Source organism: Micromonospora sp. WMMD714, from assembly GCF_029581315.1.
GTDB classification, from domain to species: domain Bacteria; phylum Actinomycetota; class Actinomycetes; order Mycobacteriales; family Micromonosporaceae; genus Micromonospora; species Micromonospora rifamycinica.
Window position 1 is genome coordinate 4797736 of record NZ_CP120744.1, and the last position, 13637, is coordinate 4811372.

Annotated in this window: 11 protein-coding genes; 4 read left to right on the plus strand and 7 right to left on the minus strand. The window is 73.4% G+C overall.

Translation table 11 applies throughout. The features are described from left to right. Positions 1-47 precede the first annotated feature (47 nt). The 6 genes from O7625_RS20435 to O7625_RS20460 form a co-directional block, all read right to left on the minus strand. Positions 48-557: an NUDIX domain-containing protein gene (locus O7625_RS20435; protein WP_282340679.1), complete on the minus strand. Its 510-nt coding sequence runs from the start codon at positions 555-557 to the stop codon at positions 48-50. Positions 558-568: 11 nt separating this feature from the next. After that, positions 569-1180: an NADAR family protein gene (locus tag O7625_RS20440; protein ID WP_282340681.1), complete on the minus strand. Its 612-nt coding sequence runs from the start codon at positions 1178-1180 to the stop codon at positions 569-571. A 273-nt stretch (positions 1181-1453) separates the two neighbouring features. Further along, positions 1454-2095, minus strand: a complete 642-nt coding sequence (locus tag O7625_RS20445) for an SRPBCC family protein (protein WP_282340682.1) — start codon at positions 2093-2095, stop codon at positions 1454-1456. Continuing rightward, positions 2025-2462: a metalloregulator ArsR/SmtB family transcription factor gene (locus tag O7625_RS20450; RefSeq protein WP_282347019.1), complete on the minus strand. Its 438-nt coding sequence runs from the start codon at positions 2460-2462 to the stop codon at positions 2025-2027. Before O7625_RS20450 ends, O7625_RS20445 begins: the two co-directional genes overlap by 71 nt. 36 nt (positions 2463-2498) lie before the next feature. Then, positions 2499-3254, minus strand: coding sequence for a peptidoglycan recognition family protein (locus O7625_RS20455; RefSeq protein WP_282340683.1), 756 nt, complete (start codon positions 3252-3254; stop codon positions 2499-2501). A 173-nt stretch (positions 3255-3427) separates the two neighbouring features. Then, positions 3428-4273 carry a lysozyme gene (locus O7625_RS20460; protein WP_282340685.1) on the minus strand — a complete coding sequence of 282 codons (846 nt, stop codon included), beginning with the start codon at positions 4271-4273 and terminating at the stop codon, positions 3428-3430. A gap of 322 nt (positions 4274-4595) precedes the next feature. Here O7625_RS20460 and O7625_RS20465 point away from each other — a divergent pair, with 322 nt between their 5' ends. Then, positions 4596-5558, plus strand: a complete 963-nt coding sequence (locus O7625_RS20465; RefSeq protein WP_282340687.1) for a DUF559 domain-containing protein — start codon at positions 4596-4598, stop codon at positions 5556-5558. Positions 5559-5830: 272 nt separating this feature from the next. On the opposite strand, the gene O7625_RS20470 is transcribed toward O7625_RS20465, so the two are convergent. Further along, entirely contained in the window at positions 5831-6214 is a 384-nt protein-coding gene (locus O7625_RS20470) for a MarR family transcriptional regulator (RefSeq protein ID WP_282347020.1), read from the minus strand. Positions 6215-6565: 351 nt separating this feature from the next. On the opposite strand from O7625_RS20470, the gene O7625_RS20475 reads away from it, so the two are divergent. From O7625_RS20475 to pglW, 3 genes are all read left to right on the plus strand, one after another. Continuing rightward, positions 6566-8368 carry an ABC transporter ATP-binding protein gene (locus tag O7625_RS20475; RefSeq protein WP_282340688.1) on the plus strand — a complete coding sequence of 601 codons (1803 nt, stop codon included), beginning with the start codon at positions 6566-6568 and terminating at the stop codon, positions 8366-8368. 77 nt (positions 8369-8445) lie between these two features. Continuing rightward, positions 8446-9117, plus strand: a complete 672-nt coding sequence (locus O7625_RS20480; RefSeq protein ID WP_282340690.1) for a VOC family protein — start codon at positions 8446-8448, stop codon at positions 9115-9117. A gap of 95 nt (positions 9118-9212) precedes the next feature. After that, a complete protein-coding gene (pglW, locus tag O7625_RS20485; RefSeq protein WP_282340692.1) occupies positions 9213-13637 on the plus strand; it encodes a BREX system serine/threonine kinase PglW in 4425 nt (1474 codons plus the stop codon).

The window sequence follows — 13637 nt, forward strand, 5'->3', positions numbered from 1 at the left end:
CCGGCCGCAGGGGTCGGTGGGGCGGGTGGGTCCTCGTCGGTGGGCGGTCAGGGTTGGCCGGCGAAGAAGTCGGCCAGCACCCGGGTGTGGGTCGAGAAGGCCAGCTCGACCGGCTCGGTGAGGACCAGCCACTCGGTGGCCTCCTCGGTGGGCGTCGACGGGGGCAGCCCCGAGGCCGGGCGCTCCGGCAGCACCCCGAAGATCATCATGGTGCCGCCACGTGGTGCGCCGTGCACCGCGAACAGCCGCGCCCGCTCCGCCTCGTCGACCAGGCCGGTCTCCTCGCGCAACTCCCGGACCAGCGCCTCGGACCACTCCTCGCCGTACTCGACGAAACCGCCGGGCAGGGCGAGCTGGCCGCGGGCCGGCTCGATGTCCCGGCGGACCACCACCACGCCGAGGCCGGCGTCGGTGCGGACCGGCAGCAGCGCCACCGCGACCGGGGTGGGATTGCGCCACACCGTCTCCCCGCAGGTCGGGCAGAGCCGGGGCCAGCCGGCGTCCGCCGGATAGGCCGCGCCGCAGTAGTGGCAGTGGGCGTACGGGAGGACGGTCATGCCGCCGCACGTTACCGCCCCGGGCGTACGCCGCCCGGGGCAGGTCGACCGCTCCACCCCGCCGCCGGTGGGTCGTCGCGCAGCAGGTCGCGGGCCTCCATCAGGGCGAAGCCGAGCAGGTTGAGCCCGCGCCAGCGGGCCGGATCCTCGGCGCGCGGGTCGTCGGCGGCCAGCCCCACCCCCCACACCCGGTCGACCGGGCTGGCCTCCACCAGCACCCGGTCCCCGGTGCCGAGCAGGTACCCCCGCAGGTCGGCGTGCTGACCGAACTTGGCCAGGCTGCCGGCCAGCACGACGGAATACCGCGCAGCCTCCCACACCGCCGGATCGAAGCGACGGACCTCCCGGCCGATCGCCTTGGCCTGCTGCGGATGGCCGGCGGCGAGCACCCGCTCCCCGGCCTCGGCGTCGTCGAAGAGCAAGGCCTTGCGCCACATCATCCAGTGCTCGGCGGTGGCGAAGCGCCGCCCGTCGACGGTGAACGGCGCCGGCCACCACTGGCTCAGGCAGCTCTGCCCGACGGTGCCGTCCCGCCGGGGCCGGTGCCCCCAGAAGCAGAGGTAGCGCACCCGGTGCCCGGCGGCGGACCGGGCGAGGACGTCGACGGCACAGCGCAGCGGCATGCCGCACAGTCTCCCTGCCGGCACCGACAACACGCGCCGGGATTTCTCCCGCGGGCCGGATGCCCGGGCCGACGGGATCCCGGGGCCGGTGGGGCTCCCCGGTCGGTGGGGACTCCTGGGCTGGTGGGAGCCCCGGGCCGGGCCGGCGGGGATTCCCGGGCCGGCGGGAGCCCTCGGGCCGGGCCGGCGGGGAGGCGGGGTGTCCCGCGCTCTCCGCCGACGGAACGGTGCCCGGGCCGCGCGCCGATCGGCGGTGTGACCCGGGCGGACGGGTCAGGCCGGTGGTGCGCCGGTGTAGGCGGCGATGGTCCGGGCGGCGGCGGCCCGGGCGGCCTCCGGTGCGGTGCCGCCGGCGATGTCGGCCTCGGCCCAGGCTTCGCCGCTGAGCGTCATGAAGCGCCGGCCGTCCTCCGAGCCGATCCACTCGGCGGCCTGGTCGGGGGTGACCCCGCCACCGTCGGCGTCCAGGTGGCTGGCGAGCCCGAGCAGGCCGGAGTCCCAGCCGACACCGACCGCGCCGGGGCCGTACTCGGTCCACCGCTGGTCGTCGACGTGGGCGACGTGTTCGAGGGTGAACCGGGTCCGTTCGTCGCCCTCCGGGGTCAGGCGCACCTCGATCCAGCTGACCTCGTCACCCATCTCCCAGGTGGCGGCGAAGCTCTTCGGTGGGTCGCAGCGCTCCACCACGCCACCCGCGTTGCCCTCGAACTGGTAGCGGCCGTGCAGTCGCAGGTCGCCGGAGATCGGCAGGAACCAGCGGGGGATCCGGTCGACGTTGGTGCAGGCGTCCCAGAGGTCGTCCAGCGTCGCCCGGTACGTCTGGCTGATGGTCAGCACGCGGGCCTCACCCGCCTCCAGGGTGCGGCTGCCCACGGTCCGCCGTACGGCGTTGATCTGGTGTGTCGTCTCGATCATGAGTGCTCCGGTGCTCGGTCGGGTTGCCCGTCGGGTTGTGCGACCGCCGTTCGCGCCGGCCTCGGGCCAGCTCGGTGGCCAGGGCGTCCAGCGCGGGTGTCCAGAACCGGCGGAACCCCTCCAGCCACTGGTCGACCTCGCGCAGCGGGGCGGGGTCGACCGCGTAGAGCCGCCGGGCGCCCTGCGGGCGGACGGTGGCGAACCCGTTGTCCCGCAGTACCTTGAGGTGCTGCGAGACGGCGGGCTGGGTGATCCCGAACTCCTCCTGGATGACCGCGCAGACCCCACCGGCGCTCCGCTCTCCCTGCGCGAGCAGTTCGAGGATGCGCCGGCGTACCGGGTCGCCGAGGACGTCGAAGGCGTGCACGGTGCCCTTTGTATCAGTCATGGCTTATATAAGCAATCACCCTAGTCGCGCGGCGACGGCGGTCCGCAGCTCGGGCAGCCGGTCGTGCAGCAGGCCGGGGCACTGGGTGCTGGCGAAATCCCGGTGACCGTAGATCTGGCTGGCCGGGATGCCGTACTGCTGGCAGGTGAACGCGCAGAAGACCACCAGGCTGTCCCACAGCGCCTGCGGCGGCTGCACGTCGACGTAGATCCCGTCGTTCTCGATGCCGATGGCCTGGCTGTTCTGCCCCACGCAGTGCGCGCCCTGCACCATCGTCTGACCGTGCAGCAGCGCGTACAGGCTGCCGTGCCGGCCCTCGGTGAGGTGGCCGCCCCGGCTGTTGGTGAAGTGCTGCCCGGAATCCAGCCAGCCATTGCCGTCCATGTGCAGGTCCTGGATCTCGCGCGAGTTGGCGTACGCCTGGGCCAGGCTGTAGTCGGTCGAGTTCGGGAACGCGGTGTGATGCACGATGATCTTGTTGGGTCGGCTCGCGACCACGCTCACCGGCGACGACGGCGGCCGGGCACCCCAGGTGGCGCAGTTGGCGATCACCGGTTGGTCGACGCGGCCGAGCGCGGCCCGGCCGGTGACGGAGGCGTTGCCGGTGGTCGGGGCGGTGTCGGCGCTCAGGGTGGTGCCGGTGCTCAGCGGCGGGCCGGGGGCGGTGGCGCTCGCGGCGGTTGCGCCGAGCGGGGTCGGCACGAGCGCTCCGGCGGTGCCGAGCAGGACCGCGCCGCGCAGCACGCTGCGCCGGGACACGGGTAGGGGCATGGCGGGCTCCTCAGGGGGTGACGGGAGATGCCGACGGGCGGACCGGCGTTCCAGTCCCGGGTGACGGGGGATGCCGACGGGCGGACCTGCGGGCCGGTTCCGGGGTGGCGGTGGATGTCGCCGGGTGGACCGGCGTTCCGGTTCCGGGGTGGGCCGGGTGAGGGTCGGTGGGGTCAGCAGGGGCCGTTGCAGGCCAGCACCCGGAGTCGGTCGAGGCTGCCGTTCCAGACGTTCTGGTCGCCCGGGAGGGTGCCCGACGACGCCCACTGCCAGAAGGAGTACGTGGACCAGCCGGCGGGCAGGGTGCCCACGGTGCCGGCGTACCGCGCGATCCAGAGAGGGTTGGTGGCGGCGAAACCGCTGTAGTTGCCGGTGCAGGTGGTCCACCAGTCGGTGGTGGTGTAGATGGTCGCCCAGCGCCCGGTGCGGGCGTGGTACTGGTTGACGAAGGACGTGATCCAACTGCGCATCGCGCTCTGGCTGAGCCCGTAGCAGGTCGCCCCGTAGGGGTTGTACTCGATGTCGAGCGCGGCGGGCAGTGTCCGGCCGTCCTTCGACCAGCCGCCGCCGTGGTCGACGAGGTAGTTGGCCTGGGTGGCGCCGGTCGTGGTGTCCGGCCGGGCGAAGTGGTACGCGCCCCGGATCATCCCGACGTTGTACGACCCGTTGTACTGCTGGGCGAAGTACGGGTCGGTGTAGTAGGTGCCCTCGGTGGCCTTGACGTAGGCGAACCGGGCACCGTTGTTCCAGGCGGCGGACCAGTTGACGTTGCCCTGGTAGCTGGAGACGTCCATGCCGGACAGCCCGGCGGGGGCGGCGGCAGCGATGACGACGCCGCCGGCGGCGGCCGGGGTGACGGCGCCGAGGCTGGCGATGGGGGCGGCGGCCGGGGTGACGACGCCGGGGGCGACGGGGGCGGCCGGGGTGGCGGCGGCGGGGGTGGCGACGCCGAGGGTGGCGGCGGCGACCACGGTGGCGGTCGCCAGCAGCGTGCCCGAGACCGCACGGAGACGGTTCATCTTTCCTCCCTGGGGGATGCCGCACGGGTACGGCGGGAGCGACGAAAGGAACTGTCAGGTATTAGGTCACGCCTGGAGATAGTTTTCAATACGCGCAATCAAGATTATCTATCGCCGCACTTCGCGCCTCCTCCGAGGCTCATGATCAAATTGCCGAAATGTAGACGACACGCCGAGAAGGGTGCAACGAATCGTCATCTGATCCGGGTCCGCCATAGCAGAGTTCCGCGCGGCACGGTCGGTCGTCCACAGGGGCACCCGGTGTCCACAGGCTGAGGGCGGCAAGTCGCGGGGCTGCGGGTGCCCGGGCCAGCCTCGGACCATGCATCCGGTGTTGCGGTCCCTCGTCGACGAGGGGGGTGGCGTGGTGACCCGACGAGCGGCGGTCCAGGTGGTTCCGCCCTGGGTACTCGCGCAGGCTGATCGGGTCGGCGAACTCCGGCGCGTGCTGCCCGGTGTCTACGTCGACATCACCCTGGTCCCCGCTGCTGCCCTCACCACGGGGGGTGCGACGTTCCCGCTGCTCGACGCCGACCGGCGCATCCGAGCGGCGCTCGCCTGGGCGCAGGGGCGGGCGGCGCTGGGCGGTCCCACCGCGCTGGACGTGTGGGGTGCGCGCGGGCAGTCGGACGGGGAGCCGGTGCACCTGGACGTGATCGCCGGTTGCGGGCTGCGCCCCCGACCACACCTGCTGGTCCACCACCGGGAGGGCTTCTCCCTCGCTCCACCCCGGGTGGTGACCCGGCGTGGCCTGCCGGTGGTACGCTTGGAACGGGCGCTTGTCGACTCCTGGCCGTTGCTGCCCCCGCCGGAGCGCCCCGTCGCGGTGATCAGGGCCGTCAACGACCGGCTCACCACCCCGGCGCGGATCGGGTCGGCGCTCGCCGCCGTGCCGAGGCTGACCGGCCGGGCGCAACTGCGCAAACTGCTCGACCGGCTCACCGCCGGATGTCGTAGTCCGTTGGAGATCTGGGGGCACGACCATGTCTTCACCGGCCCGGGGATGCCCGCGTTCCGACGGCAGGCCCGGATCGTCGTCGGCCGCAGCACCATGTATCTCGACGTCTACGCCGAGCGGGAGCGGGTGGACTTCGAGCTCGACGGCGCGACGACCCACGGAGATCCCCGCCAACGCGAGCTGGACCTGCGTCGGGATGCGCTGCTCGCCACCGTCGGCATCATGGTGGTGCGCTTCGCCCGTCACCGCCTCCTCCACGAGCCCGAGGTGGTTCGCCACGAGGTGCGGACGATCCTCGCCACCCGGAGGCGAGACGGCGGTACCTGATCAGGGGTCGGTCCTCCGTGCCCGGCAGATGCGCTACCCGGGACACCGGTCCTGCCCCGCCCACGCGTCGGGCGGAGTGAAGCGGGCGGCACGGCCGTACGGGCTCGATGGCGCACGGGGTGCGGCGGTGCGCGGGACGACAGGGATGCGGAATGGGCTCGATGGCGCACGGGGTGCGGCGGTGCGCGGGACGGCAGGGATGCAGAGCCGTGGGCTGGCGGCGACGGTGTGGGAGACGCGGGGCCGGTGGGGTGTACGGGCGGCGACGACGGTCAGTCGCGCAGGGTGCGCAGGATGCGGCTGAGGTCGGCGTGGTCGGCGGGGGAGAGGTGGCCGAAGAAGCGTTCCGCCTCGCTGGTGCGGGCGGACCTGATAGCCGCACCGACCCGGGTACCCTCCTCGGTCGGCGCGACGAGGGTCGCCCGCCGGTCGTCCGGGTCGGGTCGGCGCGCGACGAGCCCGCGTTCCTCCAGGCCGTCGACGACCTCGGTGGTGGAGCGGGGCGCGATGTGCAGGTGCTCGGCGAGTGCGCTGAGCCGCATCGCCCCGTGCCGGGTGAGCACCGCGAGGGCGCGGGCGTGGCCGGGGTTGACGTCCCAGGGTTCGAGGGTGCGTCGGGACTGGTGGCGCAGCCGTCGCGCCACCGCCCAGAACAACTCGGCGAGGCTCTCCTCGGCCGGCGGCTCCGCGCGATGGGCGGCCGGGCCGGTGCAGCGGGCGGCCGGGTCGGCTGAGGGCTCCGCGCCATGGACGGCCGGGCCGGCCGAGGGTTCCGCGCGATGGGCGGCCGGGCCGGCTGAGGGTTCCGCGCGATGGGCGGCCGGGCCGGCTGAGGGTTCCGCGCGATGGGCGGCCGGGTCGGCTGGCGGGTCGGATGTCGCACCGGTCACCGGAATACGGTAGCAGCACTCACTGTTGCTACCTCATGATGAGGTAACCTCAGTAATCACGGATCACCTGAACCTGGAACCCCCGAACCAGCACCCCCGAACGAGAGAAGGAACCCCTTGGACGCCACCAAGAACCACCGGGAGGGCCACGGCGGCGCCCCCCGGACCGTCAGTGCCGCCGAGAAGTCCCAGGCCAGAGCGGTCTCGCTGCGCCGGATCGGCCGGCTGTTCACCGCGTACCGTGGTCAATTGGCCGTGGTCACCGCGATCATCGTGGTGTCGTCGGTGGTCGCGATGGCCTCGCCCTTCCTGCTGCGGGCGGTGATCGACCGGGCGCTGCCGGAGCGCGACCTGACCCTGCTGGCCTGGCTGGTCGCCGGCATGATCGCCGTCGCGGCGGTGACCGCCGTGCTCGGCGTGGCGCAGACCTGGATCTCCACCCGGGTCGGGCAGCTGGTGATGCACCGGCTGCGCACCGACGTCTTCGCCCACCTGCACCGGCAGTCGATCGCGTTCTTCACCCGCACCCGCACCGGCGAGGTGCAGTCGCGGATCACCAACGACATCGGCGGCATGCAGACCGTGGTCACCTCCACCGCCACCTCGATCGCGTCCAATCTGACCACGGTGGTGGCCACCCTGGTCGCCATGGTGGCGCTGTCCTGGCGACTCACCCTCGTCTCGCTGGTGGTGCTGCCGCCGGCCATCTGGCTCACCCGCCGGGTCGCCGCGATGCGCCGCGAGATCACCGCCCAGCGCCAGCGGGAGCTGGCCGACCTCAACGTCACCATCGAGGAGGGGCTGTCGATCAGCGGCGTGCAGCTCAGCAAGACCCTCGGCGCGGGTGGCACGCTGATCGACCGGTTCACCGCCAGCTCGGCCCGGCTGGTCGACCTGGAGCTGCGCTCCGAGCTTGCCGGCCGCTGGCGGATGGCCACCATGACTATCATCTTCGCCGCCATCCCGGCGGTGATCTACCTCGGCGCGGGGCTGCCCGGCACCGCCGGCACGCTCAGCATCGGCACCCTGGTCGCCTTCACCGCCCTCCAGGGCGGGCTGTTCCGGCCGCTGATGGGGCTGCTCAACGTGGGCGTCACGCTGACCGCCTCGCTGGCGCTGTTCGCCCGGATCTTCGAATACCTCGACCTGCCGGTGGAGGTGGACGACCCGGCCCGGCCGGTGACCGTCGACCCGGCCCGGGTTCGCGGGCACCTGCGCGTCGAGGACGTCACCTTCAGCTACCCGGGCAGCGACACCGCCGCCGTCGCCGGCATCAGCCTGGACGTGCCGGCCGGCACCAGCCTCGCCCTGGTCGGCGAGACCGGCTCCGGCAAGAGCACCCTGGCCGCCCTGGTCAGCCGGCTGCACGACCCGGACGCCGGCCGGATCACCATCGACGGCGTCGACCTGCGCGACCTGCGGCTGACCGACCTGGCCGCCGTCGTGGGCGTGGTCAGCCAGGAGACCTACCTGCTGCACACCACGATCCGGGAGAACCTGCGGTACGCGCGCCCGGACGCCACCGATGCCCAGTTGGTCGACGCCGCCCGCGCCGCCCAGATCCACGACCTGATCGCCGCCCTGCCCGACGGGTACGACACCGTCGTCGGCTCCCGGGGCCACCGGTTCTCCGGCGGCGAGAAGCAGCGCCTGGCCATCGCCCGTACGCTGCTGCGCGATCCCCGGGTGCTGGTGCTGGACGAGGCGACCAGCGCGCTGGACACCGAGACCGAACGCGCCGTGCAACGGGCCTTCGACACCCTCGCCGAGGGACGCACGGTGATCACCATCGCGCACCGGCTCTCCACGGTGCGCGACGCCGACCAGATCGCGGTGCTCGACCACGGTCGGATCGTCGAGTCCGGCACCCACGAGACGCTGCTGGCCCGTGCCGGCCGGTACGCCACCCTGGCCGGCTGACCGGGGGCGACCCGACGGATGGAAAAGCCGGATCGGCAAGACGTGAGTCGTCGATCACCGGTGACTAGAGTGACGCCGTGCAAAGTGGTGTGCGGTCCCAGGTGCCGGTGCTGTACGTGGCGGACGCCGACGCGGCCCGACGGTTCTACGAGAACTTCGGCTACACCGAGATCCGGAGCGGCGGCGACGGCGGATCGCACTGGTCGTACCTGCGGTGCGGGGAGTTGACGCTGCTGCTCGCGGCGGTCACCCCCCGCCTGGTCACCGTCGAGTTACCCCTGCTCGTCTACCTGTACGTCGACGACCTGACCGCGACCGCCGAGCGGCTCACCGCCGCCGGGCACCCGGTCGAGAAGAGCGGCTACCCGGAGCACGCCCCCGGGGGCGAGTGCCGGGTCACCGACCCCGACGGCAACGTGGTCGCCTTCGGGCAGCGGCAGGCCGTACCGCAGCAGGAGCGGGATCCGCAGGCGGGCGGTGAGGCGCGGTTCTCGCTGATCCGGGAGGCGGCCGAGGCGGTCGGCCGGCGCGGCGGAGCCCCCGCCCGCTGCCAGATCGGCGGCCCGCGCGGCGAATCCTGCACCGAACCGGCGGAGGTCAAGCTCGCCGACTCGTGGGGCGACACCGTGTGGGGGTGCATGGCGCACGCCGACGAGACGCTGCTCACCGCGCGCGGCGCGTTCCTGGCCACCGAGGACGGCATGGGCCTCGGCCCGTTCCTGCGCGCCCGCCAGTCCCAGCCGTCCTGAGGCGTCTCGAGGCGACGCTGGGTCGGGTGCACGCTGACCGACGGCCGGTGGTGGGAGGTCCGGCCCGGTGACGGGTTGCCCTTAGGATCGCTGCCATGCAAGAGGGCCGGTGGACGACGATCACGCCGTCGCAGTTCACACACGAACGGGAGGCGCTGGCGCACGTCCAGGCGTTGCTGCCGGACAACGAGCCCTACCGGGCCTGGTCGAACTTCACGTTCACCGCGCAGACCGGTCACCCCTACGAGGTGGATCTGCTGGTCGCCGCGCCGAGCGGGCTGTATCTCATCGAGGTCAAGAGCCTGACCGGCAGGTTGGTCTCCAGCGGCTCCAACTGGATCCTGTCGAACCCGAGCCGCACCCGGACCTTCGACAATCCGCTGCACCTGGCGGACGCCAAGGCCAAGAAGCTGAAGGCGCTGTTGCAGGTGGCGGCATCGCAGCGGAAGGGGCCGGCGCTCAGGATCCCGTTCGTGCAGGCGGCGGTGTTCCTGTCCAAGCCGGGGCTGCACGTCGACCTTTCCGAGCATCACCTGCACGGCATCTACGGGCCGGAGCCCGCGCCGGGGCACCAGCCCGGCCCGTTGCCCACCATCACCTCGTTGGTGCAGCGCCCCCCGCAGGACGAGCGGCACCGGGTGACCCGGGAGCTGTCCTCGGCGCTGCCGGAGCTGCTCAAGGCCGTCGGCATCGCCCGCAGCCGTAAGCACTACCAGGTCGGCTCGTGGGAGTTGGAGACCCGGCCGTTCGATCTCGGCCCCACCTGGCAGGACCATCACGCCCGCCACCGTGAGCTGGAACGGGAGCACCGACGGGTCCGCATCTATCTGGTCGAGCGCAACGCGGTGCAGGCCGAGCGGGCGAGCATCGAGCGGGCCGCCAAGCGGGAGATGGTCGCCCTGCACGGCATCAACCATCCGGGGATCGTGCGGGTCGACTCGATGGAGTCACACGAGGCCGGGCCGGCGTTGATCTTTCGGCACGATCCGCGTGCCGTGCGGCTGGACCACTACCTGGCCCAGCACCACGACCGGTTGGACGCGTTGAGCCGGCTGTCCATGATCCGGCAGCTCGCGGAGGCGGTCGCCTACGCGCACCGTCGGCACCTGCACCACCGCGCCCTGTCGGCGCGCAGTGTCCTGGTCAGCCCGGGACGGGTGCGGCGCGGCGGTAGCGAGGAGGAGGCGTGGCTCGTCCCGCAGTTGCAGATCAGCGACTGGCAGGCGGCCACCCGGGCGGCCGACTCGGCCGGTGGGAGCAGCGGTGACCCGGTCACCCTGTCGACGAATGCGGGCGCGCACATCGAGCTTTCCGCGCAGGCGTACCTGGCACCCGAGTTGACCGCGCCCCGCCCGGACCCGGTGGCGATGGACGTGTTCGGGCTCGGCGCGTTGGCGTACCTGATCCTGACCGGCGAGCCGCCGGCGGCCAAGCGGCAGGAGTTGCTGAGCCGGATCGCCCGGGACAACGGGCTGCGGGCCTCGGCGGTCGCTGACGGGATCTCCGACTTCGCCGACGAGCTGATCCAGGCGGCGACCGCGCCGGTGCCGACGCAGCGGCTCACCACGGTCAGCGAGTTCATCGAGATGCTGGAGGAGGTCGAGAACGAGCTGACCGCCCCGCCGTCGGCCTCGGTGCACCCGCAGGAGCCCGAGCCGGAGCCGGTGGACCCGCTGGAGGCGCGCGGCGGTGACCGGGTCGACGAGTGGACGATCCGTAAGCGGCTCGGCACCGGGTCGACCTGCCGGGCGTTCCTCGCCCACAACGAGCGCACCGGCCGGGACGAGGTGCTCAAGGTCGGGCTCTCCGACGAGAAGGGTGCCCGGCTCACCCACGAGGCGCGGGTGCTGCGCCCGTTGACCGACTCCCGGGTGATCCGGCTCGCCCGTCCGGAGCCGCTGCGGATCGCCAACCGCACGGTGATCGTGCTGGAGCACGCCGGTGAGCTGACCCTGGCCCGGAAGCTGCGCGACGACGGCCGGCTCACCGTCGACGAGTTGGAGACCTACAGCGACTACCTGATCGGGGCGTTGGACTACCTGGAGGGCGAGGGGGTCTACCACCGGGACATCAAGCCCGACAACATCGCCGTCCGGGTCCGGCCGAACCGGACCCGGCAGCTGGTGTTGTTCGACTTCTCCCTGGCCGGGGTGTCGGTCAAGGAGATCACCGCCGGGACGCCCCGCTACCTGGACCCGTTCCTCGGCACGGCCAGCCGGCAGGTCTACGACAAGCACGCCGAGTGGTACGCCCTGGCGGTCACCCTGCACGAGATGGCCTCGGGTGAGCTGCCGGTGTGGGGTGACGGGGGCACCGAACCACAGTTGACCGACGGCCCGCCGGTGCTGGCGGTGGAGGCGTTCGACCCGGCGATCCGCGACGGCCTGGTGGAGTTCTTCCAGCAGGCCCTGCACCGCGACCACCGCCGCCGGTTCGCCTCGCTGAAGGATCTGCGGGACGCCTGGCAGCAGGTGTTCCGCCGCTCCGACGCCAGCACCCCGGTCGGCACCGACCACCCGGAGGTCGACGCCGACGAGCCGGATGTCGAGGTCGCCGAGGCGGCCCGGGAGGACGCCGCCGGCCGGGCCACCCGGGCGACGGCGTTGGAGGCGGCCGGGCTGACCCCCCGGGCGGTTTCCGCGGCGCACCGCCTCGACGCCAGCACCGTCGGGGAGCTGCTGGCGGTCGCCAACAAGCTCGCCCACCTGCCGGGTCTGGGCGCCAAGACCCGCCAGGAGTTGCAGCGTCGGGTCAAGGAGTGGCGGACGAGGCTGGGCGAGCGGGAGATCGTCCCCACCTCGTCGACCGCCCGCAAGGCTGCCGCCGTCGAGGCGGCGGCCGAGGTGAGCGCCGACGGCGGCTCCGATCTGCTCCGGGTCGGGCTCGACGCGATCGCCACCCTGCTGGTGCCGGCGAAGAACGGCCGCAACGCCGCCGAGGTGGAGGCGACCCGGCTGCTGCTGCGGCTGCCGGACAACACGGGTGTGCTGCCGGCGCTGCCGCCGTGGCCGCAGCAGCCGCAGGTGGCCACGGCGGTCGGGGTCACCCCGGGCCGCGTCGCGCAGATCCTCGGTAAGCAGCGCAAACGCTGGCAGGGCATCGCGGTGCTGGGCAGTGTGCGTACCCAGGTCATCGAGTTGTTGCGCGACGGCGGCCGGGTGATGGGCGTGACGGAGCTGGCGGCGGCGCTGCTGGGCAGTCGGGGGTCATTGCGCACCGGCGACCGGCTGCGCCAGGCCGTCGCCCTGGCGGCGGTACGCGCGGCGGTGGAGACCGACGCGGTGGCCGACGAACCGCGCCTGCTGCTGCGCCGGCACACCCGCCCCGAGGTCGACGGTCGGCCCGACGAACGGGGTGACCGCCTGCTGGTCGCCCTGGAGGCCGGCGACGACGACGCGCCGGACACCCCGGCCGCACCGGCGCTGCTGGATTACGCCGACGCGCTCGGCAAGGCCGCCGACCGGCTGGCGGCGAGCGAGGTGCTGCCCAGCGCGGCGACGGTGCTGCGTACCCTCGCGGCGGTGCACGCCCCCGGCGGCGCGGCCGACGTGATCGACGAGCGGCGGCGGGTGCTGCTGGCCGCGGTGGCGTCGGACCGGGCCGCCGCGACGGCCCGGCTGGAGCTGTATCCGCGTGACCTGGACCCGGTGCGGGCGTTGCGGCTGGCCCAGGCCGGGGTGGTGCCGCCCCGGTCGACGGCGGAGGGCCGGCGGGGTCTGCCGCCGGAGCAGGTGGCGCAGCGGGTCGCCGCACGCTTCCCCGAACTGCCGCCGCTGCCGCCGCATCCGAAGCTGGACCGGCTGCTCGCCGAGGCGGGTTTCGAGCTGCGCTGGGAGCGGGACCGGTACGTCCCGCCGCCGCCCCGGGCCGGGTCGTCGTCGATGTCGATCGTGCAGCGCCGGCCGTCGGCGACGAACGTGCCGAGCCGCTGGGCGGCCGAGTCGCCGGAGCTGGCCGAGGCGATGCGGGCCGAGGAACGGCTGGCCGGGGCGCGGTCCGCCGGTGGCTTCCGCGCCCTGACGGTACGCCTCAACCGGTACGCCCCGGCCCGCGAGGAGCTGGTCCGCCGCTTCGACGCCCGCCCGGTGAACGTGGCGGCCCGTTTCCTGGCGCACCTGCACGCCCTGGTGGACGCCCAGCCGAAGCCGACCTGGGAGACCGTGCTCGGGGCGGACAACGCCGAGCCGAACACCCGGCCGGCGATCAAGCTGGCCGAGTACGTCGAACGGGCCTGGCAGTTGGCCGCCCCGGAGCTGCGGGCCGCGTTGTCGCCCGACGCCGGGCCGGTGCTGCTGCACGACGCGGCGGTGCTGACCCGCTACCGGGCGATGGAGCGGCTGTACGAGCTGGCGGAGGCGGCCCGGGGCGGGGCCGGTGACGTGTGGCTGCTCTGCCCGATGGACGACCCGGCGGTGCTGCCGAAGCTGGACGGCGCGGTGGTGCGGGTGGGCGACAACGAGTGGATCGCGTTGCCGGACGCCTGGGTGGTGAACGCGCACCGCAGCACGGCGGTGGCCTGA